Annotated in this window: 18 protein-coding genes, 3 tRNA genes and 3 pseudogenes; 15 read left to right on the top strand and 9 right to left on the bottom strand. The window is 70.0% G+C overall.

All coding sequences use genetic code 11. From position 1 onward, the window contains the following. Window positions 1–98: 98 nt before the first annotated feature. The 5 genes from IEZ21_RS00120 (at window position 99) to IEZ21_RS00100 (ending at window position 5,537) form a co-directional block, all read left to right on the top strand. Window positions 99–1,706, top strand: coding sequence for an amino acid adenylation domain-containing protein (locus IEZ21_RS00120; protein ID WP_189319857.1), 1,608 nt, complete (start codon window positions 99–101; stop codon window positions 1,704–1,706). Next, the gene (locus tag IEZ21_RS00115; protein WP_189319856.1) at window positions 1,706–3,010 is read left to right on the top strand and encodes an FNR domain-containing protein; all 1,305 of its coding nucleotides are present in this window, start codon (window positions 1,706–1,708) and stop codon (window positions 3,008–3,010) included. Before IEZ21_RS00120 ends, IEZ21_RS00115 begins: the two co-directional genes overlap by 1 nt. Before the next feature lie 33 nt (window positions 3,011–3,043). Next, a complete protein-coding gene (locus IEZ21_RS00110; protein WP_189319855.1) occupies window positions 3,044–3,811 on the top strand; it encodes an enoyl-CoA hydratase-related protein in 768 nt (255 codons plus the stop codon). Between the two features lie 280 nt (window positions 3,812–4,091). After that, window positions 4,092–4,295, top strand: a complete 204-nt coding sequence (locus tag IEZ21_RS00105) for a cold-shock protein (protein ID WP_189319854.1) — start codon at window positions 4,092–4,094, stop codon at window positions 4,293–4,295. Between the two features lie 147 nt (window positions 4,296–4,442). Continuing rightward, window positions 4,443–5,537 carry a fatty acid desaturase family protein gene (locus IEZ21_RS00100; protein ID WP_189319853.1) on the top strand — a complete coding sequence of 365 codons (1,095 nt, stop codon included), beginning with the start codon at window positions 4,443–4,445 and terminating at the stop codon, window positions 5,535–5,537. Here IEZ21_RS00100 and IEZ21_RS00095 read toward each other — a convergent pair whose 3' ends face one another. Next, window positions 5,538–6,155, bottom strand: coding sequence for a SanA/YdcF family protein (locus IEZ21_RS00095; protein WP_246567235.1), 618 nt, complete (start codon window positions 6,153–6,155; stop codon window positions 5,538–5,540). 297 nt (window positions 6,156–6,452) lie between these two features. Here IEZ21_RS00095 and IEZ21_RS00090 point away from each other — a divergent pair, with 297 nt between their 5' ends. The 5 genes and pseudogenes from IEZ21_RS00090 to IEZ21_RS00070 all read left to right on the top strand — a co-directional run bounded on the left by IEZ21_RS00090 (window position 6,453) and on the right by IEZ21_RS00070 (window position 13,906). Then, window positions 6,453–7,355, top strand: a complete 903-nt coding sequence (locus IEZ21_RS00090) for a sirohydrochlorin chelatase (protein WP_189319851.1) — start codon at window positions 6,453–6,455, stop codon at window positions 7,353–7,355. Between the two features lie 218 nt (window positions 7,356–7,573). After that, window positions 7,574–8,926 (top strand): deoxyguanosinetriphosphate triphosphohydrolase, encoded by a 1,353-nt coding sequence (locus IEZ21_RS00085; RefSeq protein ID WP_189319850.1) that lies wholly within the window; start codon window positions 7,574–7,576, stop codon window positions 8,924–8,926. 224 nt (window positions 8,927–9,150) lie between these two features. After that, window positions 9,151–10,416: an NAD(P)/FAD-dependent oxidoreductase gene (locus tag IEZ21_RS00080; protein WP_189319849.1), complete on the top strand. Its 1,266-nt coding sequence runs from the start codon at window positions 9,151–9,153 to the stop codon at window positions 10,414–10,416. 137 nt (window positions 10,417–10,553) lie between these two features. Further along, window positions 10,554–12,455, top strand: coding sequence for a DNA primase (gene dnaG / locus IEZ21_RS00075; protein WP_189319848.1), 1,902 nt, complete (start codon window positions 10,554–10,556; stop codon window positions 12,453–12,455). Window positions 12,456–12,581: 126 nt separating this feature from the next. Further along, window positions 12,582–13,906, top strand: a pseudogene (locus IEZ21_RS00070) (RNA polymerase sigma factor). Window positions 13,907–13,961: 55 nt separating this feature from the next. Here the strand turns inward: IEZ21_RS00070 and IEZ21_RS00065 are convergent. From IEZ21_RS00065 to IEZ21_RS00050, 4 genes are all read right to left on the bottom strand, one after another. Beyond that, window positions 13,962–15,890: an ABC transporter ATP-binding protein gene (locus IEZ21_RS00065; RefSeq protein ID WP_189319847.1), complete on the bottom strand. Its 1,929-nt coding sequence runs from the start codon at window positions 15,888–15,890 to the stop codon at window positions 13,962–13,964. Further along, the gene (locus IEZ21_RS00060; RefSeq protein ID WP_189319846.1) at window positions 15,890–17,623 is read right to left on the bottom strand and encodes an ABC transporter ATP-binding protein; all 1,734 of its coding nucleotides are present in this window, start codon (window positions 17,621–17,623) and stop codon (window positions 15,890–15,892) included. The genes IEZ21_RS00065 and IEZ21_RS00060 overlap by 1 nt, the downstream gene beginning before the upstream one ends. A 194-nt stretch (window positions 17,624–17,817) precedes the next feature. Further along, window positions 17,818–19,269, bottom strand: coding sequence for an FGGY family carbohydrate kinase (locus tag IEZ21_RS00055; protein WP_189319845.1), 1,452 nt, complete (start codon window positions 19,267–19,269; stop codon window positions 17,818–17,820). A 246-nt stretch (window positions 19,270–19,515) separates the two neighbouring features. Then, complete coding sequence (locus IEZ21_RS00050) at window positions 19,516–19,824, bottom strand: hypothetical protein (protein ID WP_033320955.1); 309 nt, start codon at window positions 19,822–19,824, stop codon at window positions 19,516–19,518. Window positions 19,825–19,972: 148 nt separating this feature from the next. On the opposite strand from IEZ21_RS00050, the gene IEZ21_RS00045 reads away from it, so the two are divergent. The 3 genes from IEZ21_RS00045 to IEZ21_RS00035 all read left to right on the top strand — a co-directional run bounded on the left by IEZ21_RS00045 (window position 19,973) and on the right by IEZ21_RS00035 (window position 20,364). Further along, window positions 19,973–20,045, top strand: a tRNA-Asn gene (locus IEZ21_RS00045). Between the two features lie 5 nt (window positions 20,046–20,050). Beyond that, window positions 20,051–20,123: transfer RNA gene (locus IEZ21_RS00040), tRNA-Asn, on the top strand. A 167-nt stretch (window positions 20,124–20,290) separates the two neighbouring features. Next, window positions 20,291–20,364, top strand: a tRNA-Ile gene (locus IEZ21_RS00035). Window positions 20,365–20,764: 400 nt separating this feature from the next. On the opposite strand, the pseudogene IEZ21_RS00030 reads toward IEZ21_RS00035, so the two are convergent. The 4 genes and pseudogenes from IEZ21_RS00030 to IEZ21_RS00015 form a co-directional block, all read right to left on the bottom strand. Next, window positions 20,765–21,214: pseudogene (locus IEZ21_RS00030) on the bottom strand (CoA transferase subunit A); the annotation flags it as partial. A 60-nt stretch (window positions 21,215–21,274) separates the two neighbouring features. After that, on the bottom strand, window positions 21,275–22,219 hold the full coding sequence (locus IEZ21_RS00025; protein ID WP_189319844.1) for an MBL fold metallo-hydrolase: 945 nt from the start codon (window positions 22,217–22,219) through the stop codon (window positions 21,275–21,277). Further along, entirely contained in the window at window positions 22,216–23,199 is a 984-nt protein-coding gene (locus IEZ21_RS00020; RefSeq protein WP_189319843.1) for a fumarylacetoacetate hydrolase family protein, read from the bottom strand. The genes IEZ21_RS00025 and IEZ21_RS00020 overlap by 4 nt, the downstream gene beginning before the upstream one ends. A 2-nt stretch (window positions 23,200–23,201) precedes the next feature. After that, entirely contained in the window at window positions 23,202–24,647 is a 1,446-nt protein-coding gene (locus IEZ21_RS00015; RefSeq protein WP_189319842.1) for an amidohydrolase family protein, read from the bottom strand. A gap of 192 nt (window positions 24,648–24,839) precedes the next feature. Between IEZ21_RS00015 and IEZ21_RS00010 the strand changes: the two genes are divergently transcribed. Continuing rightward, entirely contained in the window at window positions 24,840–25,697 is an 858-nt protein-coding gene (locus IEZ21_RS00010) for a LysR family transcriptional regulator (RefSeq protein WP_189319841.1), read from the top strand. Between the two features lie 227 nt (window positions 25,698–25,924). Continuing rightward, a pseudogene (locus IEZ21_RS47260) lies at window positions 25,925–26,211 on the top strand (hypothetical protein); the annotation flags it as partial.

Genomic DNA, 26,211 nt, shown 5'->3' with positions numbered 1-26,211 from the left:
TGCAACACCTCCGCACGGTGTTCGACATGTCGAAACGCACGTCAGCGTTCAGTCGCCCGAGGCACCTTCACCCCACACAGCCAGGAGGTCTGTGAAGCATGCCCCTGAGCCATCTGTCCCCCCAAGACAGGGCCCTGTTCTGGCAGTTCGGCCAAGGCCCCGAAGTCCCCGTCCCCGACCCCCTCGTCCACCACGCCGTCGAACGGCGGGCCGCCACCGCGCCGCACACCGTCGCCGCCGAGCACCAGGGCACGACGATCACCTACGGCGAGCTCAACCGGCGTGCCGACCGGCTCGCGGCCAGACTCGTACGGGAGGGTGTACGGCCCGGCGATCACGTCGGCCTCTTCGTACGCCGCTCCATCCCGATGCTCGTCGGACTGCTCGGCACGCTGAAGGCCGGCGCCGCGTACGTCCCGCAGGACATCGGCCTCACCCCCGCCGCCCAGTTACGGCACGTCATCCGTACCGCCGGAACGCGGGTCGTCCTCACTCAGACAGAGCACACGCTGCGGGTGCCTCTGCCTGACACCGGACACCGGCTGATCACGCTGGACGGCGATGACCTCGCCTCGGCAGGGCCGGTTCGGCTCGAGCGGCCCGTACACCCCGACGACGGGTGCTACGTCCTGTTCACCTCCGGCACGACCGGCAAGCCCAACGGCGTGAAGGTCACCCACCGCAACGTCGCGAACATCCTCCTCACCGAGCCCGGTGACCTCGGCATCCGCCCCGGCGACCGGGTCGCCCAGCTCCTCAACATCGCCTTCGACATGGCCGCCTGGGAGATCCTCGGCTGCCTCAGCCACGGCGGCACGCTCGTCGTCCGCGGCAAGGACGTCACGGCGGCGGCCCGTACGGCGGACGTGCTGATCGCGACGCCCACGGTGCTGTCCGGGATCGACCCGGCGGGCTGCCCCCATGTCCGGACGGTGGCGGTCGCGGGGGAGCCGTGCCCGCGCCCGCTCGCGGACGCCTGGGCCCGGCGGTCCGCCTTCCACAACTCCTGCGGACCCACGGAGACGACCATCGTCAACACGATGCGCCGCCACCACGTGGACGACCCGCTGCTCACGATCGGCCGCCCCACCCCCAACAACACGGTGTACGTCCTCGACGAGCACCGGCGCGCGCTGCCCATCGGGGAGGTCGGCGAGATGTGGGCCGGCGGCGACTGTGTCTCGGCGGGCTATCTCAACAACGAGGCGCTGAACGTCGAGCGCTACGCCTCCGACCCCTTCCTCGGCGGCGGACGCCGGATGTTCCGTACCCGCGACCTCGGCCGCTGGACTCCCGACGGCGAACTCGAGCACCTCGGCCGTACCGACGACCAGGTCAAGGTCCGCGGCTTCCGCGTCGAACTCGACTCCGTCTCCTCGGTGCTGGAGTCGGTGGCGGGCTGCTCCCGCGCCGTCACGCTCAAGCGGGATGCCCGCAACCTGGTCTCCTTCGTCTGCCCGGCCGACGTCGACCCGGACACGGCCCGACGCGCGGTGGCCGACGCGCTGCCGTACTACTGCGTGCCGGCCACGGTCGTCCCGGTGGCCGCGCTGCCGGAGACGGACCGGGGCAAGGTCGACCGGGCGGCGCTGCTGCGGCTGGCGACGGAACGGGAGGCCGAGCGGGAGGCCGTGCAGGCGGCGACGGTTCGTGGCGAGGGGGCACCCCGGCTGCCGGTGCCGGCGGTGCGAGAGGGGGCGGCCTGATGACCTCGTCCGTCGAGACTTCATCCGCTGAGACGTCGTCCGTCGAGACCTCGTCCGCTCCCGCGGACATCGCCGAACTCCCTCCGCTCACCTCCGCACCCCGTCGCCTCCTCAAGCACCCCCGCCTGATGCACTACAACCGCCTGGCGGCCCTGGTGCTTCTCGCCAACCTCGGCTTTCTGGGGGTGAGTTGGGCCCCGAGCGCCGAAACCATCGGATACGCGTCCCTCGTGAACCTCGCGCTCGCCGTGGTCGTACGCCAGCAGTACGTCATCAACCTCTTCTTCCGGCTGGCGACCCGGGCGCCGACGAGCTGGCCGCTGAAGGTGCGGTGGACGCTCGGGAAGGTGTACCACTTCGGCGGACTGCACGTGGGCGGGGCGCTGGCGGGAGCGGTGTGGTTCCTCGCGGGGGCGGTCGTGGTGACCGTCGACGGCGCCGACGTGCCGCTCATCACGGTGAGCTGGGTACTTGTCGCGCTGCTCGTCGGCATCGTCGCCACCGCCCTGCCGCCCTTCCGCTCCCGCTTCCACGACCACTTCGAGAAGATCCACCGCTTCGGCGGCTGGACGGCGCTCGCACTGTTCTGGACGCACACGCTGCTGGGCGCCCAGGGCCCGCTCGCCCTCGGGGTGCTGGCCGTGGTCACCTTCAGCGTCGCCCTGCCCTGGCTGCGGCTGCGCAAGGTGGACGTACGGATCGAACGGCCCTCCTCGCACGTCGCGCTGGCCCGCTTCGGCCATGGCGTGACCCCCTTCGCGGGCTCCTCCACCGCCATCAGCCGCAGCCCGCTCACCGAGTGGCACTCCTTCGCCAACGTGCCCTCACCCGGCCGGCCCGGCTTCCGGCTGACCATCTCCCGCGCGGGCGACTGGACGGGCTCGTTCATCGACGACGCGCCCCCGAAGGTCTGGGTCAAGGGCATCACCACGGCCGGGGTCGCCAATATCGAGACCCTGTTCAGCAAGGTGATCTACGTCGCCACCGGCAGCGGTATCGGTCCCTGCCTGCCCCATCTGCTGGCCGCCGAGGTGCCCTCACGGCTCGTGTGGGCGACGCGCGATCCCCGCAGGACCTATGGCGACGAACTGGTCGACGAGATCCTCGCCGTCCAGCCGAACGCGCTGGTCTGGGACACCTCGCAGCACGGCAAACCGGACATGGTGCGGCTCGCGTACACCGCGTACCGCGACTTCGGTGCCGAAGCCGTCATCTGCATCTCCAACAAGAAGCTGACCTGGCAGGTCGTACACGGTCTCGAACGGCGCGGCATTCCCGCGTACGGCGCGATCTGGGACTCGTGACAGACCACCTGGAGAAGGAGAGAGGGAGAGTCGATGAACACCCTCAAGATCGAACGCCACGACCGCGTCGTCACCGTACGACTCCACCGGCCGCACGTCCTGAACGCCCTCAGCAGCGAGCTGCTGGCCGAACTCCTCGACGCACTGCGCCCGTTGGACCGCGACCCGGACGTCGGCTGCTTCGTCGTCACCGGTTCGGAGAAGGTCTTCGCGGCCGGTGCCGACATCAAGGAGATGGCCGGGAAGTCGGCCGTGGACATGGCCGCGGAGGACTACTTCGCGGCCTGGGAGGAGTTCGCCGGATTCCGTACGCCGAAGATCGCGGCCGTCAACGGCTACGCACTGGGCGGTGGCTGCGAACTCGCGATGATGTGCGACCTGATCATCGCGGGCGAGTCGGCGGTGTTCGGCCAGCCGGAGATCAAGCTCGGCGTGATCCCCGGCATCGGCGGCACCCAGCGGCTGACCCGCCTGGTCGGCCGCGCCAAGGCCATGGACCTGGTCCTCACGGGCCGCACGATGGACGCCCGCGAGGCGGAGACCGCGGGCCTCGTGTCGCGGGTCGTACCCGACGACCGGGTCCTGACCGAGGCGACGGAAGCCGCCGAAACCATCGCCTCCTACGGCCGCCCGGCCGTCACGGCGGCCCGCGAGTCGGTCGACCGCGCCCTGGAAACCGGCCTGCGCGACGGGCTCGTCTTCGAGCGGCGTGTGTTCCATGCGCTGTTCGCGACTGAGGACCAGGGGGAGGGCATGAGCGCGTTCCTGGAGAAGAGGAGGCCTGTTTTCAAGGGGCGCTGACCAGGGCTGCAGACGGTTGAGCGCGGGCGGCGGGCGGGTTCTCCCGCTCCGCCGCCCCTGCCCTCACCGAGAGTCCAGGGGGCCGGGAACGTTCCCGGCCCTCCGGACGTTCTAGGCAGTGGTTGTAGTTGAAGTTTGCGAACGTGTGAGCGCCCGCGGAGTTCTGACAGCGGGCGCTTCGTCGTTTTCGGGGGTTTTCTTCGACGGCGGACGACCAGCAGCCCGGGATCGCGCGAGCGCGCGTATTCCGCACTACTCGTCATCTCGAAGGAGACATCACATGGCTCAAGGAACCGTGAAGTGGTTCAACCCGGACAAGGGTTTCGGCTTCATCGCCCCCGATGACGGCGGCGCCGACCTCTTCGTCCACCACTCGGCGATCGACACGGGTGGTTTCCGCTCCCTGGAGGAGAACCAGCGGGTGGAGTTCACCGCCACCCAGGGCCCCAAGGGCATGCAGGCCGACCAGGTCCGCGCGCTCTGAGGACACCCTCGCCGAAGCAGGCCCGCACGCGCGGGCCTGCTTCGCGCTGTCTCCGTAAGGGCTTCCCGAAGGGCTTCCCGTTCCGGCGCCCTGCCCCCGCGCCGACGGAATCGGCCCGCGCATTCCGCGCATCCCGAGAGGAAAACCGTGACCACTGAAATCATCGACCGGGGCACGGATCCGGCGGACCAGCACCCCGAGACGTCAGAACCCCCGCCCAGCGGCCGGGGCAGCGACTACGCCGCGCTGTCCCGTGAGGTGAAGCAGCGCGGGCTGCTGAAGCGGCGCCTGGGCTACTACTCCGTCAAGGTCGGCGCGAACCTGCTTCTGCTGGCCGCCGGATGGACCGCGTTCGCCCTGATCGGAGAGTCGTGGTGGCAGCTGCTGACCGCCGCCTTCCTCGCGGTGATGTTCACCCAGACCGGGTTCATCGGGCACGACGCCGGCCATCACCAGATCGCCGGCTCCAAGCGCGTCAACAACCTGCTCGGCCGCGTGCACGCCGATCTGCTCATCGGTCTCAGCTACGGCTGGTGGATCTCCAAGCACAACCGGCACCACGCCCACCCCAACTACATCGACCGCGATCCTGACATCGCCGACGGCGCGATCGCCTTCACCGAGGACCAGGCCCGCGTGCGCAGCGGAGCGTACGCCTGGCTGGGCCGCCACCAGGCCTGGCTGTTCTTCCCGATGCTGCTCCTGGAAGGACTCGCCCTGCACGTCGCCGGGGTGAAGGCGATGCTCGACCGCAGCGGTAGCCGTGACTCGCGGACGACCAAGATCGCCGAGGCGGGCATGCTGACGGCGCACCTCGTCGGCTATCTCACCGCCGTGTTCTGGGTACTGCCCCCGGTCCAGGCTCTGTGCTTCATCGCCGTGCACCAAGGGCTGTTCGGGCTGTACATGGGGTGCTCGTTCGCCCCCAACCACAAGGGCATGCCGATGTTCGCCAAGGACGACAAGATCGACTTTCTGCGCCGGCAGGTACTGACCTCACGCAACATCCGCGGCCGACGCCTCACCGACTTCGCGCTCGGCGGGCTGAACTACCAGATCGAACACCACCTGTTCCCCTCCATGCCGCGGCCCAGCCTGCGCCATGCCCAGGAACTCGTGCGCACGTTCTGTGCCCGGCACGACATCGCCTACCACGAGACCGGACTCATCGAGTCCTACGCCCAGGTGCTGCGGCACCTCCACGCGGTCGGCGGCCCCCTGCGCCCCGAACTGGAGTACTGATCACGGCCTCGTCGTCGCCAGAGCCCGTGCCACCCCCGGTTCCCGCGGCCCCAGGAACCGGGGATCGGGCTCGAACAGCGCTTCCGTGGCCGCCTTGCTCGCCGCGAAGAGCTCCCGGACGGTGCCGTAGTACCAGGTCGCGTTCTTCCGGTCGCCCTGTGCCGGAACGCCGTACGACGTGACGCCCGCCTCCTGGCACAGGGCGACCGCACGGCGGATGTGGAAGCCCTGGCTGATGAGTACGGCCTCGTCGACACCGAAGATCTTCTTGGCGCGGACGCAGGAGTCCCAGGTGTCGAAGCCGGCGTAGTCGCTGACGATGCGGCGGCCGGGGACGCCGCGCTCGGTGAGGTAGGTACGCATGGTGTCCGGCTCGTCGTAGTCCTCGCGGCTGTTGTCGCCGGTGACCAGGACGACCTCGATACGGCCCGAGCGGTACAGCTCGGCCGCCGCGTCCAGGCGGTGGGCGAGGTACGGGGAGGGCTCCTCGCCGCGCAGTCCGGCTCCGAACACCATCGCCACCTCGGTCCGCGGCACATCCCGTGTGGTCCGCAACCGGTCGTCCGCCGCCAGGAACAGCCAGGTCGCGGGGAGCAGCGCCAGTACGCACCCGAGCATCACCGCCTGCACGGCCCGCCGCTGCCCGGCACGGGTGCGCGGCAACCGCGGCCTCAGCAGGGGGAAGAGACGCAGCAGCCGCGGTCGAAGCAGCCGCAGCTTGCCCAGCCTCAGGTGGCGCATCCGGTATCCTCCCAGGTCAGTGGCCTTGTAGAAGGGAACGTGGGGAGGGGTGATCCGGTTCCCCTCCGGCTCCCGAGCCACCTCACGACCTCCCGTCCCTCGCCGTGAACCCCCGGAAAACACCCGTCATTCCCGCGCAACGGGGCGGCAACGTCGTACCGCCACCATCAGTTCATGACGGCGTCGAACACACCTCGCGACGAGTCCACCACGCGCCCCGGTGGCCAGCACCTCCGGAGCGCTCACCTCGACAGTACGGCGCAACTCATGAACCGGATCACCAGCCAGCTCGGCAGCCAGCTCAGCCTCGTCTCGCGTGACGGGACGCGGCGCAGCGCGCCGCCCGCGCTCGTCCTCGTGGGCCACGGCAGCCGTGATCCGCGGGCGCTGAGCACCATCCGTGCCCTCATCGAGAAGGTCCGCGAGCTGCGTCCCTCACTGCCCGTGCACCTCGGCCACATCGAGCTGAACGAGCCCCTGCTGCCCGACACGCTCGCCTCCCTCGGCACCGGTGACGCGGTCCTAGTGCCCCTCCTGCTCAGCCGCGGCTACCACGTCAAGCAGGACATCCCCGAAGCGGCGGCAGCGGCACAGGCACGCACACGCGTGGCCGCCCCGCTCGGCCCGCACCCCCTCCTGATCGAGACGCTGTACGCGCGGCTCGTCGAGGCCGGCTGGCGGACGCGGATGACCGAGGCGGCCCGCCGCAGCAGCGGGATCGTGCTGGCCGCCGCCGGTTCCCGGGACCCCGAAGCGGCCGTCGACACCCGCCGTACCGCCCAGCTGCTGGCCGAGCGCCTCGGGGTGCCCGTCGTCCCGGCGTACGCCTCCGCCGCCGCACCCACCGTCCCGCACGCCGTCCGCGCACTCGCCGCCCGTGGCCGCCACCGGGTCGCGATCGCCTCGTACTTCACCGCCCCCGGCCGCTTCTCCACCGAGTGCGCCGAGGCGGCCCCCTGGATAGCCGCAGCCCCACTGGGCGCCCACCCGGCAATGGCCCGCCTGGTCCTGCACCGCTACGACCAGACACTGGCAACCGCGACCACGACGGCAGCACCCCAATTGGCGTCCGCCTGAGGACTCCGGGCGAGGGCAGCGCCCCTGTAAGGGGCGCGGGGCTGTATCAATTTGCGGCTCCGCCGCGATGGGGGTCCCCCCGCTCGAGCGAATTCGAGAGTGGGGGAGCGATCAGCCACAGACAATCCGCACTCGCCAGCGATCAGAACCCGGCAGACGAGTAGGCGCCCTGCAGCTGGCAGCGCCCATTTGTCACTGCCGACGCTTAATGTCGAGACATGGAAGGCACCGCACCCGCCCAGCCGTACGAAAACCACCTCCCACCCCCCGGCTACGACCCGACGTCAGTCGACCGCTGGGCCGGCGAGCCCGACAAGCGCCCCGGCCGCACCGCCTTCCAGCGCGACCGCGCCCGCGTGCTGCACTCCGCCGCGCTGCGCCGCCTCGCGGGCAAGACCCAGGTGGTCACGCTCGGCACCCTCCCCCAAGTCCTCGACTCCGCTCGAACAGGGAAGACCCCCATCGAGGCCTGGGACGCAAGCCCCCGTACACGGCTGACGCACTCCCTGGAGTGCGCCCAGGTCGGCCGCGAGCTGGGCGCCGCCCTCGGCTGCGACCCGGACCTCGTCGAGGCGGCCTGCCTCTCGCACGACCTGGGCCACCCGCCCTTCGGGCACAACGGCGAACAGGCCCTGAACGAGTTCGCGCACGACTGCGGCGGCTTCGAGGGCAACGCCCAGTCACTGCGACTGCTGACGCGCATCGAGCCCAAGCGCTTCCAGAGAAGCGAAGAAACAGGCGACCTCGTCAGCGTCGGCCTCAATCTCACCCGCGCGGCCCTCGACGCCGCCACCAAGTACCCCTGGCCGCGCGGCGCCCACCCCACCGACCCCACGTCACCCAAGTTCGGGGTCTACGACGACGACCGGCCGGTCTTCGACTGGATCCGCAAGGGCGCCCCCGATCACCGCACCTGCTTCGAGGCCCAGGTCATGGACTGGTCCGACGACGTGGCGTACTCCGTGCACGACGTCGAGGACGGACTGCACGCGGGCCATATCGACCCCGGCTGCCTGTACGCGGAGCCCGAGCGGCAGTCGGTCTTCGCGGTGGCGATCGGCCGGTACGTACCCGCCGACACCGACCCCGCCGAGCTCGCCGAGGCCCTCGACCGGCTCCTGGACCAGGAGTGGTGGCCGCACGGCTACGACGGATCGGCCGTCGCGCAGGCCCGCCTGAAGGACGCCACGAGCCAGCTCATCGGCCGCTTCTGCCTGGCCGCGGAGGGCGCCACCCGGGCGGCGTACGGCACGGGGCGGCTCACGCGATACGCCGCCGAGCTGGTCGTACCGGGAAACGCCCGCCTGGAGTGCGCGGTCCTCAAGGCGGTCGCCGACCGGTACGTCATGCAGCGCGCCGAGCAGGAGCGACTGCGCGCCGACCAGCGGATCATGGTCGCCGAACTGGCCGAGGCACTCACGGCCCGCGCGCCCGAAGGACTGGACCCCCAGTTCCGAGCCCTGTTCGACGAGGCCCCGGACGACAGGGCCCGCAAACGCGTGCTCGTGGACCAGATCGCCTCCCTGACGGACACGTCGGCGCGATCGCTGCACGCGCGGCTGACGATTTAAGCCCGTCCGGCGTTTGAGGACGAGGCCGTTCAGGCCGAAAACGGGGGCCTGGGGGCGGAGCCCCCAGTTTCGGGAAGGGGCGGGGCTGGGGAACAAAGCCCGCCGCAGGCGACACCCACACCCAGACGTGCCCCTCCGTGGCCTGATCGGGCCACTCCCTCTTCCCGCACCACGCTGCGTGCGGGAGGCTCACATATGGCGGCATATTTACGAGGAGGCATCAAGTGGTCGACGCGGATCAGACATTCGTCATCGTCGGAGGAGGGCTGGCCGGCGCGAAGGCGGCCGAGACGCTCCGGACGGAGGGCTTCACCGGCCGCGTCATACTGATCTGTGACGAGCGCGACCACCCGTACGAGCGCCCCCCGCTGTCCAAGGGCTATCTGCTCGGCAAGGAGGAGCGCAACAGCGTTTTCGTGCACGAGCCCGCCTGGTACGCGCGCAACGACATCGAGCTGCATCTCGGCCAGACCGTCGACGTGATCGACCCGGCCGCGAAGACGGTTCACTTCGGCGACGACGGCACGCTCGTGCGCTACGACAAGCTGCTGCTCGCGACCGGCGCCGAGCCCCGCCGCCTCGACATCCCCGGGACCGGCCTGGCGGGCGTCCACCACCTGCGCCGTCTCGCCCACGCCGAGCGCCTCAAGGGCGTCCTCGCCGCCCTCGGCCGCGACAACGGCCATCTCGTCATCGCGGGCGCCGGCTGGATCGGCCTGGAGGTCGCGGCGGCGGCCCGCGAGTACGGCGCCGAAGTCACCGTCGTCGAGCCCGAGCCGACCCCGCTGCACGCGGTCCTCGGCCCCGAGATCGGCCAGATGTTCACCGAGCTGCACGCCGAGCGCGGAGTCCGTTTCCACTTCGGCGCCCGGCTCACCGAGATCATCGGCCAGGACGGCATGGTCCTGGCGGCCCACACGGACGACGGCGAGGAACACCCGGCGCACGACGTGCTCGCCGCGCCCGGCGCCGCCCCGCGCACGGGCCTCGCCGAAGCCGCGGGCCTCACCCTGGTCGACCGTGCGCGGGGCGGCGGCATCGCGGTCGACGAACGGCTGCGCACCTCGGACCCCGACATCTTCGCGGCCGGCGACGTGGCCGCCTTCCACCACGCCCTCTTCGACACCCGGCTGCGCGTCGAGCACTGGGCCAACGCCCTCAACGGCGGACCCGCGGCGGCCCGCTCGATGCTCGGCCGCGAGCTGACGTACGACAGGGTGCCCTATTTCTTCTCCGACCAGTACGACGTGGGGCTCGAGTACTCGGGCTGGGCGCCCCCCGGCTCGTACGACCAAGTGGTGATCCGGGGAGACGCGGGCAAGCGGCAGTTCATCGCCTTCTGGATCAAGGAGGGCCAGGTGCTCGCCGGGATGAACGTGAATGTGTGGGACGTCACGGAGCCGATCCAACAGCTGATCCGCTCAAGGGCTCAGGTGGACACGGAGGCACTGGCGGACCCGCACGTTCCGCTGGACAGCCTGGTCTCGTGACCGACGGACGTAGACGGACGTACTCGACTGTCACACCACGCCCGTGCTGCAATTCCCGGGGGACAACCCCCGGACCCCCGGCCGAGAAGCCGCTCGCTCGCCTCAGGAGTGTCAGTTCTGCCCCGTAGAATCAACGCGTGGCCGGAAGGATCAACGACGAGGACGTGAAGGCGGTTCGGGACGCGGTTCCGATCGACGCCGTGGTGTCCGAGTACCTCCAGCTGAAGGGCGCGGGCGGGGGCAACCTCAAGGGCCTGTGCCCGTTCCACGACGAGAAGTCGCCCTCCTTCCAGGTCAGCCCGAGCAAGGGGTTCTTCCACTGCTTCGGCTGCCAGGAGGGCGGCGACACCATCACGTTCGTGATGAAGATCGACCACCTCTCCTTCTCGGAGGCGGTCGAGCGCCTGGCCGCCCAGGCGGGCATCACGCTGCGGTACGAGGAGGGCGGCTACAACCCCTCCCACCAGCGCGGCGAGCGCATCCGCCTGGTCGAGGCCCACAAGATCGCCGCCGAGTGGTACGTGGAACAGCTGGCGACCAGCCCGGAAGCCGACACGGGCCGCAAGTTCCTCGCCGAGCGCGGCTTCGACCAGTCCGCCGCCGAGCACTTCTCCGTCGGCTACAGCCCCCAGGGCTGGGACCATCTCACCCGCTATCTGCGCGGCAAGGGCTTCACCGACAAGGAACTCCTCCTCTCCGGGCTCTCCCAGGAGGGCCGCCGCGGCCCCATCGACCGCTTCCGCGGCCGGCTGATGTGGCCGATCCGCGACATCGGCGGCGAGGTCGTCGGCTTCGGCGCGCGGAAGCTGTACGAGGCGGACAACGGCCCCAAGTACCTCAACACCCCCGACACGGCGATCTACAAGAAGTCCCAGGTGCTGTACGGGATCGATCTCGCCAAGAGGGACATCGCCAAGGCCAGCCGAGCCGTCGTGGTCGAGGGCTACACCGACGTCATGGCCTGCCACCTCGCCGGCGTCACCACCGCCATCGCGACCTGCGGCACGGCCTTCGGCAGCGACCACATCAAGATCCTCCGCCGACTGCTGATGGACAACGGCTCGGCGCGTGTCATCTTCACCTTCGACGGCGACGCGGCCGGCCAGAAGGCGGCCCTGCGCGCCTTCGAGGACGACCAGAAGTTCGCCGCCGAGACGTACATCGCCATCGCGCCGGACGGCATGGACCCCTGCGACCTGCGCCTCGCCAAGGGCGACGAGGCGGTCGCCGACCTGGTCGAACCCCGCACCCCGCTCTTCGAGTTCGCCCTCCGCCAGATCGCCTCCCGCTACGACCTCGAAACCCCCGCGGGCCGCGCCGCCGCCCTGGACGAGGCGGCGCCCATCGTGGCCCGCATCAAGAACAGCGGCGCCCAGCACGAGGTCGCCGTACAGCTCGCGGGCATGCTCGGCATCCTGGACACGCAGTTCGTGGTCAAGCGGGTGGCCCAGCTGGCACGCTGGGCCCGCGACCGCGGCGGCAGGGGACCGGCGCCGACGTCCAGCCGTCAGCCCTCGTACGACATGGCACCGCGCCAGGCCCCCTCGGGCCCTGCCCTCAACCTCCGCAACCCCGTGTACGCCACCGAGCGCGAGCTGCTCAAGCTTGCCCTCCAGCGCCCCGAGCTGGTCTCCCCGGCCTTCGACGCGTACGGGATCGACGAGTTCACCGCCCCGCCGTACGCGGCCGTACGCCAGGCGATCATGGACGCGGGCGGCGCGGAGTACGGCGTACAGGACCCCCAGGAGTATCTGATCCGGGTCCGCGAGGCAGCCCCCGACAACGCGGTCCGCGCCATGGTCACGGAGCTGGCCGTAGAGGCCATCATGCGCAAGACCGTCGACGAGCTGTACGCGGGCGATCAGCTCGTCATGGTGCGCCGCCGCGCCGTCGACCGCCGCATCCACGAGGTCCAGGGCACCCTCGCCCGCGCCAGCGCCCAGGGCGACCCGGCCCATCTGGCCGCCGTACAGAACGAGTTGTGGGTGCTCCAACAGTACGGACAGGCTTTGCGCGAACGGGGCGCGGCAGCGCTCTGACGGGGCCCTTTGCCCTCTTCGCAGCCCACTCGTACGTGTGGGTAACCACCCGGTCACGGACCGGACTCAAAAAGTCACCGCACGCCCCTCGTGGCGAGGATGTGTCGTACTCCACACTGGGTTCCGGTGCCTGAGTCCTCGGAGCGCGGCCGACCCGAACGCGACGGGTCCTCCATCCCGCGGTTCCGCTCAACGTGTACGGGACGGATGGCGGCGCGGCCGTCGAGTCCGTTCGCGAAGTACCGCTGCCGCACGCCTCAGCAGCGATCACCCTGGAGGTCGCCCCCGTGCAGACCCAGACCCTGACCCAGACCGAGACCACGACGGACGCGGAGGCGGACGTCGTCCCGGCGGTTCCGCAACAGAACCGCGTCGCGCACCATCCCGAAACCGAGTCGGGGGACCCGCCGCCGGATCCCGACAAGCCGCGTGCCGGTGCTGCCGGGACGGCCGTAGAGACAGCCGTCGAGACCGAGGCTCCCGAGCCGCCTGTCGAGGCGCTGCCACCCCGTGGCCGTACGGCCGACACCGGTGGCCCGTCCTCGGACCTGTTCCGCCAGTACCTGCGCGAAATCGGCCGCATCCCCCTCCTCACTGCCGCCGAAGAGGTCGAGCTCGCGCGCCGCGTCGAGGCGGGCCTCTTCGCCGAGGAGAAGCTGGCGCGAACCCCGGCTCCCGAGCTGAACAGCCAACTCGCCCTGGACCTCGACAAGTTGGTGGTCATGGGGCGGATGGCCAAGCGCCGCCTCATCGAGGCCAACCTGCGGCTCGTGGTCTCGGTCGCGAAGCGGTACGTGGGCCGCGGGCTCACCATGCTCGACCTCGTCCAGGAGGGAAACCTGGGCCTGATCAGGGCCGTCGAGAAGTTCGACTACGCCCGCGGGTACAAGTTCTCGACGTACGCGACCTGGTGGATCCGGCAGGCCATGTCCCGGGCCCTCGCCGACCAGGCCCGGACCATACGAGTCCCCGTTCACGTCGTCGAGTTGATCAACCGTGTCGTCCGCGTGCAACGCCGCATGCTCCAGGAACGCGGCTACGAGCCGACCCCCGAAGAGGTCGCCGGCCAGCTCGACCTGCCGAGCGAGCGGGTCAGCGAGGTCCTGCGCCTGGCCCAGGAGCCGGTGTCCCTGCACGCCCCGGTGGGCGAGGAGGACGACGTGGCGCTGGGCGACCTGATCGAGGACGGCGACGCGACATCTCCCGTGGAGTCGGCGGCCTTCCTTCTCCTCAGGGAGCACCTGGAGGCGGTGCTGTCGACCCTGGGCGAACGCGAACGCAAGGTAGTTCAACTCCGCTACGGCCTCGCGGACGGGCGCCCGCGCACGCTGGAGGAGATCGGCCGGATCTTCGGCGTCACGCGGGAGCGCATCCGCCAGATCGAGTCGAAGACGCTGAACAAGCTGCGTGACCATGCGTTCGCGGACCAGCTGCGGGGCTACCTGGACTGAACCCGCGGGTGCCGCTGCGACACGCGCAGCGGCACCAGGCGCCTCCTCAGCCCACTCAGTCCACCTCCACCGCCGCCTCTGCGAACTGCGCCTTGTACAGCCGCGCGTACGCACCGTCCGCCGCCAACAGCTCCCCATGGGCGCCCTGTTCCACAATCGCCCCGTTCTCCATCACCAGAATCGTGTCGGCGTCCCGAATCGTCGACAGCCGATGCGCGATCACAAACGACGTCCGCCCATGCGCCAGCTTCGCCATCGCCTTCTGGATCAGCACCTCGGTCCGGGTGTCGACCGAGCTCGTCGCCTCGTCAAGGACCAGGATCACCGGATCGGACAGGAACGCCCGCGCGATCGTGATCAGCTGCTTCTCACCCGCGCTCACCCCCGACCCCTCGTCGTCGATCACGGTGTCGTAGCCATCCGGCAGCGTACGAATGAACCGGTCCGCGTGAGCCGCCCGCGCCGCCTCCTCGATCTCCCCGCGCGTTACCTCGCGAGAGGCCCCGTAAGCGATGTTCTCCGCGATCGTCCCCCCGAACAGCCAGGTGTCCTGGAGCACCATCCCGATCCCGGCCCGCAACTCGTCGCGGGACATCTTCGCGACGTCGACCCCGTCGAGCGTGATCCGCCCGCCCGTGACCTCGTAGAATCGCATCAGCAGATTCACCAGCGTCGTCTTGCCCGCCCCCGTCGGGCCCACGATGGCGACCGTGTTGCCGGGCTCGACCTTCAGGGACAGGTCCTCGATGAGCGGCTTCTCGGGGTCGTACCGGAACGACACGTTCTCCAGCGCGACCCGCCCCCGTACCTCCTCCGGCCGAACCCCGGGCACGGGATCCGCCTCCTGCTCCTCCGCGTCGAGCAGCTCGAAGATGCGTTCCGCCGACGCGATTCCCGACTGCACGAGGTTCGCCATCGACGCGACCTGGGTGAGCGGCATCGAGAACTGCCGCGAGTACTGGATGAAGGCCTGCACATCACCGATCGACAGAGCGCCGGAGGCCACCCGCAGCCCGCCGACCACCGCCACCAGCACATAGTTCAGGTTCGACACGAACATCATCAGCGGCTGCATGACCCCGCTGTTGAACTGCGCCTTGAACCCGGCCTCGTACAACTTGTCGTTCTGCTCCGCGAACTGCGCCGCCGACTCGTCCTGCCGCCCGAAGACCTTGACGAGCGTGTGCCCGGTGTACATCTCCTCGATGTGCGCGTTGAGCTTGCCGGTGGACCGCCACTGCTGTACGAAGTGCGGCTGCGACCGCTTGCCGACCGACTTGGCGACGACGTACGACAACGGCACCGTCACCAGCGCGACCAGCGCCAGCAGCGGCGACACCCAGAACATCATCGCGAGTACGCCGACGATGGTGAGCAGCGAGTTGACGAGCTGGCCCAGCGACTGCTGCAGCGTCTGACCGATGTTGTCGATGTCGTTGGTCGCCCGGCTGAGCACCTCACCGCGCTGCCGCTGGTCGAAGTACGACAGCGGCAGCCGCGACAGCTTCGTCTGCACGTCCTCCCGCATCCGGTACACGGTCATGTTGACGGCCCGGTTGACCAGCCGCGTCGCCACGGCCATCAGCAGCCCGGCCGCCGTGAACGCCAGCAGCGCGAGCCCCAGCACCTCGCCGACCGCGGTGAAGTCGATGCCCTTGCCCGGCGTGAAGTCCGTACCGGAGAGCATGTCGGCCATACCGCCGTCACCACGCTCCCGCATGGAGGCCAGCACCTCGGCCTTCGTGGCGCCTTCCGGCATCTGACGCCCGACGATCCCCGCGAAGACCAGGTCGGTCGCTCGCCCGAGGATCCAGGGGCCCAGCACGGACAGGCCCACACTCAGGACGACGGCGAGCAACATCCCGTACATCGTCGCCCGTTCGGGCCTGAACTGCGCGAGCAGCCGTTTCCCGGATCCCTTGAAGTCCATCGACTGCTGGTCGGGGCCGCCCCCGGCCATCATCCGCCCCATGGGCCCGGCCATCAGGCTGCCTCCGCTTCCGTCAGCTGGGAGAGCACGATCTCCCGATAGCACTCGTTGTCCGCCATCAGCTCGTGGTGGAGACCCGTCCCCACGACCCGCCCCTCGTCGAGTACGACGATCCGGTCGGCGTCACGAATGGTCGACACGCGTTGCGCGACAATCACGACGGTCGCCTCGGCGGTCTCCCGCGCCAGCGCCGTACGCAGGGCCGCGTCCGTCGCGTAGTCGAGCGCGGAGAACGAGTCGTCGAAGAGATAGATCTCCGGGCGCTGTACGAGGGTCCGGGCGATCGCGAGCCGCTGCCGCTGACCACCCGACACATTGGTGCCGCCCTGCGCGATGGGGGAGTCGAGCCCGTTCTCCAGCCGCTGAACGAAGTCCTTGGCCTGCGCCACCTCCAGCGCGTGCCACAGCTCCTCGTCGGTCGCGTCCGGATTCCCGTACCGCAGGTTCGTGGCCACCGTGCCCGCGAACAGATACGGCTTCTGCGGTACGAGGCCCACGGTCCGCGCCAGCAGCCGCGGTTCAAGGGTCCGTACGTCCACACCGTCGACGAGGACCTCACCGTCCGTGGCGTCGAACAGGCGCGGGACCAGCCCGAGAAGCGTCGACTTGCCGCTGCCGGTCGACCCGATCACGGCGGTCGTCTCACCGGGCCGCGCCACCAGGTCGATGGACTTCAGCACCGGCTCCTCGGCACCCGGGTAACGGAAACCGGCCCCGCGGACCTCCAGATGACCGTGCCGCCGCAGTTCCCGTACAGGAGCCTTCGGAGGCACCACACTGCTCCTCGTGTCCAGGACCTCCTGGATGCGCTCGGCGCAGACCTCGGCGCGCGGCACCATCATGAACATGAAGGTGGCCATCATCACGGCCATCACGATCTGCATCAGATAGGCGAGAAACGCGGTCAGCGCGCCGATCTCCATCCCGCCGCTGTCGATGCGATGTGCGCCGAACCACACCACCGCGATCGACGAGACGTTCACCACCGTCATGACGATCGGGAACATCAGCGCCAGAATCCGCCCGGTGCCCAGCGACACCTCGGTGAGGTCGACGTTGGCCTTACGGAAGCGCTCCTCCTCGTAGGTGTCCCGGACGAAGGCGCGGATGACGCGGTTGCCGGTGATCTGCTCGCGCAGCACCCGGTTCACGTTGTCGAGCCGCTCCTGCATGGTGCGGAACAGCGGGCGCAGCCGCCGCACGATCAACGTCACGCTGATGCCGAGGACGGGCACCACGGCGACGAGCACTCCGGACAGCTGTACGTCCAGACCGAGCGCCATGACGATGCCGCCCACGCACATGATGGGCGCCGACACCATCAGCGTGAACGTCATCAGGGCCAGCATCTGCACCTGCTGCACATCGTTCGTGGTGCGGGTGATCAGCGACGGCGCCCCGAAGTGGCCGACCTCACGCGCGGAGAACGACTGCACCCGGTCGAAGACGCCGGCCCGGATGTCCCGGCCAACCGCCGAGGCCGTACGGGCGCCGTAGTAGACGGCACCGATGTTGCAGACGACCTGCGCCAGCGAGACGCCGATCATCAACGCCCCGAAGGACAGGATGTAGCCCGTGTCGCCCTTCACGACCCCGTCGTCGATGATGTCCGCGTTCAGGGTGGGCAGATAGAGGGTGGCGCAGGTCTGGAGGAACTGCAGCAGTACCAGTAAGGCGATGGCCTTCTTGTACGGCCTGAGATGGGCACGGAGGAGTCGTATGAGCACGCTGGTCTCTCGGAGTCGGCGACAGGGGTGAGTGGTGACGCACCACGCCCCATCGTCGGACACTCCACCGGCGTTACCCCAGCCAATTAACCCGACAGCGCTTCAAGAACCTCTCAAAGCATCCGGAACGCCCGATTCCGGCATCCTTCGCACGGCCAGGCTTCCCTCGCGCGGCCATCGGCCGGGTCGTGCGGTCAGAGCCTGACAGCCCCCGGGTGGGTCTGGTCCCGTACCGACGTGTACTGCTGCCGCACCGCCGCCCCCACCGCCACCTCGTCGCCGGGGTCCAGGACCTGCGCGGTCGCGCCCTGCCAGGCGGGCGGCTGCCGTGGATCGAGGGTGCCCTGCGAGACGCCGAGCGCCCAGGCGGCCTGCCGCGCCGCACCGATCGCCGCGTAGTCCGCGGGCTGCGGCACCACGATCTGCACGCCGAGCAGCGAGGGCGCACAGGCCTGCACGGCCGGCAACTCGGCGGCCGGACCCAGCAGAAAGATCCGCCGCACCTCCACGCCCCGTCGGCGCAGCACGTCCAGCGCGTCCGCGAGTCCGCACAGCATGCCCTCGAACGCCGCCCGAGCCAGATGCTCGGGCCGCATCGACTCCCGCCGCAGCCCCGCCAGCGTCCCCGCCACATGCGGCAGAGCGGGCACCCGCTCACCTTCCAGATACGGCAGCAGTACGAGTCCATGGGCGCCCGGCGTCGACTTCATCGCCAGGTCTGACAGGCTTTCCAGGTCGGGCAGCCCGAGGAGTTCGGCACTCCCGCGCAGCACCCGTACGGCATTCAGCGTGGTGACGACCGGCAGATGCATGCCCGTCGCGTCCGCGAGCGAGGTGATCATCCCGGACGGATCGACCAGCGCCTCGTGGTGTACGGCCATCACGGACCCGGAGGCGCCGAGCGACACCACCGCGTCACCGAGCCCGATCCCCAGGCCGAACGCCGCAGCCATCGTCTCGCCCGTCCCCGCCGAGATCAGCAGCCCCTCGGGCGTCGTCCCCGCGGCCTCCGAAGGACCGAGCACGTCGGGCAGCAGCGCCTGATGCCCGAGCGCCAGCTCGACCAGATCGGGCCGGTACGCACCGTTCACCGCGCACCAGTACCCCGTACTGGAGGCATCGCCCCGGTCCGTGGTCCGGCGGGCCGGTCTGCCGAGCAGCTGCCACACCAGCCAGTCGTGCGCCTGCATGAGCATGGCCGTGCGCAGCGCGGCGTCCGGCTCGTTCTTGACCATCCAGCGCAGCTTGGTCACCGGCTGCGCCGCCCCCGGCACAGTGCCCACGGCCTGCGCCCAGGCCTCCCGGCCACCGAGCGCGTCGACCAGTTCGGCGGCGCTGACCTGCGCCCGCTTGTCCCCGCCGACCAGCGCCGGGCGCACCGTATTGCCCTGCGTGTCCAACGGGACGAGCGCGTTCTGCTGCGCGGAGACGCCGATGGCCTGCACGCCTTCGAGCAGCCCCCCGCCCGCCGCCTCACCCAGGGACAGCAGCCAGGCCTGCGGGTCGACGTCCGAGGGCCGACCGCCCTCGGCGCCGTCGAGCGGATGCGGAGCGTACCCCTGCCGGAGCACAGCTCCGCTGTCCGCGTCGCAGACGACGATGCGAGTGAAATCGGGCGAACTGTCCAGCCCGGCGACTATCCCCATGGCGGAAATTCTGCCGTACCGCCGGAGCCCACCGCGCCGCTCTGCCGGAGGCACCCGTACCGCTTGTGCCCTGACCTGCTATGTGTTGCCGGTACTGAGTCGTGCACGTGGCGCAGGGCACTCCGTTCGGCTGCCTGGTGCGGTACCGCGCCCCTTAGGAGGCCGCAGGCCTCTTAGGGGCGCGGGGAACTGCGCGACCAGCCACAACGAACCCGCAGCTTGGAACTGCCGAACCCAGCGGAGCGCCTACGTGTTGCTGGTGCCCCAGTCGTCGTGAGCCGCCGCGCCGTTCGTGTTGCGCTCGCGCAGATGCCGTACGCGCTCGGCCACCGAGTCCGGGACGCGGTCACCGACCCGCTCGCTCACCACGTGGTAGGCCTTGCCCGCGAACTGCCGGCTCTGCTGGGCGGCCGACTCCGCGGTGTTGCGCACCGCGGGGTTCTGGGCGATCTCCCGCGCGGACTTCTTCAACTGCTCGTAACGCTCACGCCCGGCACGTGTGCCCAGGACGTATCCCAGGGCCAGTCCGGCAACGAACGTCAGTCGATAGCGCATGACGGCCACCCTTCCCTTGAGTCGGCATCGGTCACGGGGGAGGAACCGATTGGCGAAGCACCCCCCTGCTTGCGCTAATGTATGTGTCGCAGCGAGCGCCTGCCCTCTGGCGGATACCCAGGGAGGTACGTTCGATGCAACGAGACAATCCTCCGTAGCTCAATTGGCAGAGCAGCCGGCTGTTAACCGGCAGGTTACTGGTTCGAGTCCAGTCGGGGGAGCTCGGTCTTCCGTAGCTCAATTGGCAGAGCAGCCGGCTGTTAACCGGCAGGTTACTGGTTCGAGTCCAGTCGGGAGAGCAGCGGAAGAGGACCCCTCAGGGGTCCTTTTTCATGTCCGGCGGAACCGTCCAGCCTGCGGCGCTGTCCTCATGGTCATGCGTAGCCGACCACCCGAAGCAGGAGATCGTATGAGCGGCTATGCTGCGGCAGACGGCGCGCACAAATGTGCGCGACGCGCCGTAGACGGGGCGGTAGCTCAGCCGGTTAGAGCAGCGGACTCATAATCCGTCGGCCGTGGGTTCGAGTCCCACCCGCCCCACTGTGCAGGTCTCTGACCTGCGGAAACGTCTCAGCGGGTGTGCGGATTCAGGACTTTGGGACAACGGACTGAATCCGCTGCTCACAAGTTCAACGGTGTCTGCGACGGCCGTGGTTGGTGCCGTCCTGACCTGCGGGAATGGGCGGACCTTGGTTCGGCTGGGCCGCAACGGCGGCCTGAACGAGGGGCCGAGGGCGGGATTGAGGCCGCGTTGAGGCCGCAGGTATCCGGAAGGGTCGCCTGCGAGGCGCGCTGCTGTGGGTAGTGGGCGACGGTGATGTGGCCGGGAACGTTCCAAGCGTGGGCGTGGATCTGCGGCCCTGTCGCAGCGTGCGGGAAAACTGCCCGTACTGGAAACGGCCCAGGAGGGCACCCTGCTCGCGGCCGGCTGTCCCTCGACAAGCTCGGCTGGCGTACGGCGGGAGTACGGCCCCCCGTCGGGGGCGTAGCGCCAGGGCAGTCCGGCCTGGGCAACTTGGGTGCCTATGCCCGTCGTGGTGTAAATGGCGGGGATGCCGGCGCAGCCGGCCCGCAGACGTTCGGCGAGCGTGCCCTGCGGCACGAGTTCCACTTCCAGTTCGCCGGACAAGTATTGGCGGGCGAACTCCTTGTTCTTGCCCACGTAGGAGCCGGTGACGCGGGCGATCCGGCCGGAGGCAAGCAGGACACCGAGGCCGCAGCCGTCCACGCCGCAGTTGTTGGAGACGACCCGCAGCCCGCTCGCGCCCTGTGTGTGAAGGGCGCGGATGAGGACTTCGGGCACGCCGCCGCTGAGGCCGCCGACGGCCAGTGAGGCGCCGTCGGGGATGTCGGCGACCGCCTCGGCGGCGGTGTCGCGGACTTTGTTCACGTGCAGCCTTTTCAGGTGGTGGTGGGGCAATGCGCGCTGCGTGAGGTAGGCCGACGCCGGTCAGACCCGGGTGTGCAGGGGGCCCGAGTTGTAGGTGATCGCGTCGGTGAATGCCTGGGGCAGGTCGAAGGGGTGGCCGGTGGTGTCGGCGTAGGCGCGGTGCAGGTTGAGGACGATGCGTTCCGCGTCGGGCAGGTCGGCGAAGGGGCCGAGGGGGCAGGTGCGCGCCGCTTGCAGGGGTGTGAGGCCGTCGCGCAGGCCGGCCTGCGCGGTGGTGTGTACGAGTCGGTAGTACGCGCGGTGCTGGTCGAGCACCGCCGGCAGGGCGTGTGCGTCGATGACGGGGCCGTGGCCCGGTACCACGTGTTCGGGTGCGAAGGAGGCGATCCAGTCCAGGGAGCGCAGGGCGCCGTCCAGGGAGCCCATGAACACCAGCGGGGTGACGCGGTGGAAGAGCAGGTCTCCGGCGAACAGCACGCGTTGTTCGGGGAGCCAGGCGATCAGGTCGCCGTTGGTGTGCGCGGGGTGGCCGGGGTGGTGGAGTTGGATCGGATGGCTGTCGCTGTGCAGGGTGAGTGCTGTGCGGATGGTGAGATCCGGGGCGCGCCGGGTGACCGCGCCCCAGTCGGGCACGGGCTGCCAGATCGGCGGGCAGCCGTCGATGACGGTGTCGGTCAGGATGCCTTCGCGGGTGGTTTCGTGCGCGATGACCACCGTCGTGCGGGGCAGCAGGCTGTTGCCGTGGGTGTGGTCGCCGTGCAGGTGGGTGTTGACCAGGTAGCGGATCGGTGTGCCCGGTGCTGCCTGGCCGATGGCGCCCAGCAGGTCCCGGGTGCGGTTCTCGGTGGCGCAGGTGTCGATGAGGACGGTGTAGTCGTCGGTGATGACGAACCCGGCGTTGTTGATCCACCAGGAGCCGTCGTGCTGTATCCAGGCGTACACGCCGGGGGCCACGGCGTGGGCGGTGCCTGCCGCGTCCGGTGCCGGGCTCTGGGTGGGGGTCATCGGTGGCCTCCGTGGGGTGCGAGGACGTGCGGGTGCGAGGTGGCCCGCAGATCGCCGACGGGGTGCTCGGCACGCTCGGTCACGCGACAGGTCTGGGTACCCAGGTGCTCGACGCTGAGGGTGACGGTGTCGCCCGGGGCCAGGGGAGGGTGGGCGTTGAACCCGTGGCGTCCCCACAGTTCGGCCAGGCAGCCGCCGCCGCAGGTCCCGGAACCGAAGATGTCGCCGGTGCGGACCTCGGTGCCCCGCGAGGCGTAGGCGATCATCTGGGCGTAGCTGAAGGCCATGTTGCTCCATACGTCCTGGCCAACGACGGTGCCGTTGACGGCGGCCGTCATCCGCAGGTTGTAGGCGTTGCCCGCCCGGTAGGGCTCCAGTTCGTCGGGGGTGACGAACACCGGGCCGAGCGTGGTGGCGCTGTCCTTGCCCTTGGCGGGGCCGAGGCGGACCTGCATTTCCGTGAATTGCAGGTCGCGCGCGGACCAGTCGTTCATGAGGACGTATCCGGCGATGTGGGACTCGGCCTCGTCGACGTTCAGGTCCCGGCCGCCTCGCCCGATCACGGCGGCGACCTCGAGTTCGAAGTCGAAGCGCGTGCAGCCCGGCGGGATGCGCACGCCGTCCTGCGGGCCGTGGATGGCGTAGGGGTTGGTGAAGTAGAAGGCCGGCGCCTCGTACCACTGCTCGGGCGGGCCTGCCTCTGGTCCGCCCAGTCTGGCCACGCCCTCGACGTGGCTCTCGAAGGTCATGAAGTCCCGCACGGTCGGCGGCTGGGGAATCGGCGCCCGCAGCCTGAGCGAGGCGTAGGGGTGCACAGTATGGGGATCGCGCAGCGCGTTGTCTGCGGCGTTGTGCAATCGCTGCGGGTCGTCGAGCAGGTCGATGAGACGGATACCGGGTGGGAGCGCGTGGACAAGATCGTCGGCGTCGAGTATGCCGACGCGGTCGCCGTCGCTTTCGGTGTAGGTGACGAAACGCATGATCACTGTCCGGGCTGCTGGGGTTCCGGAGTCGCCTGGAGTTCTGAGGACATGCGGGCAATGAGGCCCCAGCCTTCCGGCGGGGTACCGGGCAGGGGGCGCCCGGCGTCGGCGAGCCGGCCGAGGACTGATTCGGCTGAGGCGTCCGCCCGTGCGAGCAGGGCCGGAAGGTCAGTGCCGGTGAGTCGGCCGTCGCGCTTGGCGAAGCGGCCGGCGACCAGGACGTGGCGGACATCGGCGGGGGTGGTCTGGAAGACGAGGGTGCCGGCCGGGTCGAGGTGCGGGTGCTGGGACATGCCGGGCCCGCCGGTCACGATGATGTCGGCCTGCTTGCCGGGGGTGAGGCTGCCGATGCGGTGATCGAGTCCGATCGCCTCGGCCGCGTTGACGGTGGTCCAGGCCAGTGCCTCCTGCGCGGTGATGGTCACCGCGGTGGGGTCCCCGCTGGTGAGGTTGAGGTTCTCGGTGTCGGCCCAGCGTTGGAAGGCCAGGCCCATGCGGGTCTGGGTGAACAGGTCGCCGGTGTTGAGGGAGACGATGTCGCAGGACAGGGTCGGTTTGATGCCGTGCCGGCGGGCGGCGGCGAAGGCGGGGCGGCCCATGCCCATGTTGAGTTCGGTCTCCACCGAGATCGACAGCTTGGCGCCGTGGTCGGCCAGCAGGCGCCACTCCTCGTCGGTGAGGGTGTTGCAGTGCACGTGGACCTGGTCCGGTCCGAGCAGGCCCGCCGCGGCGAATTCGCGCACGCCGCTCGGCAGTGACCACACGCAGCCGGTGTGCGTGACGATCAGCGCGTCGCGTTCGCGGGCGGCGGCGATCTCGGCGCGGGTGGTGTCGAACGGCAGCGTGCCGTACTCGGTGAGCGCCACCCCGAGGGTCAGCAGTGCGTCCCGGCTCGGGAAGTGGGTGTCGGCGACGCGCCGGAAGTCCGCGAGGCGCAAGGCGTGGTCGGTGAAGTGCGGCGGCTGGAGCGGGTTCGACTCGAAGAAGCCGTAGCCGAACACTGCGCGGATTCCCGCGTCCCGCAGCCCGGTGATCGCGGCGTCGGCGTGCTCGGGTGTGTTGTTGCAGTGCGAGAAGTCCAGGATCGTGGTGACGCCGGAATTCAGGGCGTCCAGGGCGCCGAGGTGATTGCCCAGGTGGACGTCCTCGGCGAGGTAGGCCGGTGAGACGCCGAGCCGGATGCCGAACAGGTAGTCCGCCAGGGTCCAGTCGGCGCACAGGGCGCGCAGCTGCGTCTGCCAGGTGTGCCGGTGTGTGTCGATCATGCCGGGTGCCACGATGTGTCCCGTGACGTCCACCGTCTCCGCCTCCTCGACGGAGAGAGCCGGTGCCACCGTGGCGATCACACCGTCCTCGATCAGCACGTCACCTCGGGGCAGGTTTCCCAGGTGCGGATCCATGGTGAGGACGGTGCCGCCGCGCAGCACAACGCGATGCCGAGCCATGATGATGACTCCTTCGTCATCCGAGCCACGGAGGCAGTGCCTCCCGTGGACTCACCTCACCAGAGGAGGAAGCCGGGGATCATCAGCCGAAATGGTTGTGAACCGGCCGTGCCCGAGGGGTTGACGGCTCGACCTCCTCTGACGTAGACGGAAGCACCGGCGGTACGGAGCGGGAGGCACGGAGGCACAGGGATGGACATCCGGGCACTCCGCTACGCGGTGACACTGGCGGAGGAACTGCACTTCGGCAGGGCCGCGCAGCGGCACTACATCAGCCCCCAGCCCTTCGGCCGCCACATCCAGCGGCTGGAACGGGAACTGGGCACCCAGCTCTTCGAACGCACCAGCCGCCGGGTGGCGCTCACCCCTGAGGGAGAGCGGCTGATCGCCGAGGCCCGGACTTTGCTCGACACCGCGGACTCCCTCACCGAACAAAACCGCCGCCGCACCGCCGACGAAAAGCTCCTCACGCTGGGCGTCCTGGGATTCGGACTCGCCGAACGCTGGACGGACCTGACCGCGGCGGTGCACGGACACGATCCCGAAATCGCCTTCTCCTACGCCGAACTGGACCTGGTCGACCAGTACGAAGCGGTCCGCAGCCACCGGGTCGACGTGGGCATCGTCCAGTACGTCGGCCCCGTCGACGGGCTCGTCTTCGAGCACGCCCTGACCATGCCCCGGGTCGTGGTCGTCCCCGCCCGCTCCCCTTTCGCCGACGCCGACCGTCTGACCGAGGCCGACGTCAGTGACAGCCCGTGGCTGCCTACCGCCCGCGCCCATCCCGCGCTCGAAGCATGGGCCAGCCCCGCCGCCGACGGGTCCCACAGCCGTGGCGCCCTGCGCAACCCCGCCGCCATACCGTCAGCCGTGGTGACAACCGGCCGCATAGCCCTGCACGCCGAGGCCGCCAGCCGCTTCTACCCACACCCGGACGTCCGGTTCGTCCCGCTCGACGGACCGCCCGTGGAGATCGCCATCGCCACCCGCGCCACCGACGACCGGCACGCCATCACCGCCGTCCGCCACGCCACGCGCTTTCTCGGCTGAGGGGCCTCGTCCAGCATCACGCGGTGGCAGAGCCTTCCAGCCGCCCGCCTCGTCCCTGAAGAACACCGCGCACTTCTGTCTGGCAACGCGCGCCGTTCTGCCTGGTGGGCGCGGTGAATGAACTGGTGCGAGCCCATGGGGAGGAAGGCGCTTCGATGGCGGCGTTCGAACTCGCCTGCCGAACGCTCCGTTGGGAGTCCTCGACGGCATCCGGCGACCATGCGACCACGGCGTTCGAGGCGGGCGCGGAGGGTGCTGGCCACCGCCGCTGGCCCGGCTGGCCCCTTCACCTAGCCGTTCGATATGACCCAGCAGCCGGCCGCGGCGTCCGCATCGGCGCGGCCGGGGACGGCCTCCCGGTCAGCCTCCAGCCCGTGGCCGCCCAGCACCGCTGCGACCTGGTGCGGCGGGCGGCGCACGCGCTGTACGAGGCGGGGTGGCGGGGTCAGGCCGGGTGCGCCGTAGTCACCATGAGCCGCCGCCCCCGCCACCGTCTCCGCCGCCGACCCCTCCG

Source organism: Streptomyces flaveus (assembly GCF_014647675.1).
GTDB lineage: Bacteria > Actinomycetota > Actinomycetes > Streptomycetales > Streptomycetaceae > Streptomyces > Streptomyces flaveus.
The sequence above is the reverse complement of the archived record's forward strand: the minus strand, read 5'-3'. Positions and strand labels throughout refer to the sequence as shown.

Bases quoted from the DNA above. Each gene is read 5' to 3' on its own strand.
- IEZ21_RS00095 (WP_246567235.1), bottom strand. From the start codon at position 6,155: ATGCTCGGGTGCGTACTGGCGCTGCTCCCCGCGACCTGGCTGTTCCTG.
- IEZ21_RS00110 (WP_189319855.1), top strand. From the start codon at position 3,044: ATGAACACCCTCAAGATCGAACGCCACGACCGCGTCGTCACCGTACGA.
- IEZ21_RS00025 (WP_189319844.1), bottom strand. From the start codon at position 22,219: ATGACCCCCACCCAGAGCCCGGCACCGGACGCGGCAGGCACCGCCCAC.
- IEZ21_RS00055 (WP_189319845.1), bottom strand. From the start codon at position 19,269: ATGGGGATAGTCGCCGGGCTGGACAGTTCGCCCGATTTCACTCGCATC.
- IEZ21_RS00090 (WP_189319851.1), top strand. From the start codon at position 6,453: ATGACGGCGTCGAACACACCTCGCGACGAGTCCACCACGCGCCCCGGT.
- IEZ21_RS00050 (WP_033320955.1), bottom strand. From the start codon at position 19,824: ATGCGCTATCGACTGACGTTCGTTGCCGGACTGGCCCTGGGATACGTC.
- IEZ21_RS00105 (WP_189319854.1), top strand. From the start codon at position 4,092: ATGGCTCAAGGAACCGTGAAGTGGTTCAACCCGGACAAGGGTTTCGGC.
- IEZ21_RS00115 (WP_189319856.1), top strand. From the start codon at position 1,706: ATGACCTCGTCCGTCGAGACTTCATCCGCTGAGACGTCGTCCGTCGAG.
- IEZ21_RS00010 (WP_189319841.1), top strand. From the start codon at position 24,840: ATGGACATCCGGGCACTCCGCTACGCGGTGACACTGGCGGAGGAACTG.
- IEZ21_RS00085 (WP_189319850.1), top strand. From the start codon at position 7,574: ATGGAAGGCACCGCACCCGCCCAGCCGTACGAAAACCACCTCCCACCC.
- IEZ21_RS00120 (WP_189319857.1), top strand. From the start codon at position 99: ATGCCCCTGAGCCATCTGTCCCCCCAAGACAGGGCCCTGTTCTGGCAG.
- IEZ21_RS00065 (WP_189319847.1), bottom strand. From the start codon at position 15,890: ATGGCCGGGCCCATGGGGCGGATGATGGCCGGGGGCGGCCCCGACCAG.
- IEZ21_RS00020 (WP_189319843.1), bottom strand. From the start codon at position 23,199: ATGCGTTTCGTCACCTACACCGAAAGCGACGGCGACCGCGTCGGCATA.
- IEZ21_RS00015 (WP_189319842.1), bottom strand. From the start codon at position 24,647: ATGGCTCGGCATCGCGTTGTGCTGCGCGGCGGCACCGTCCTCACCATG.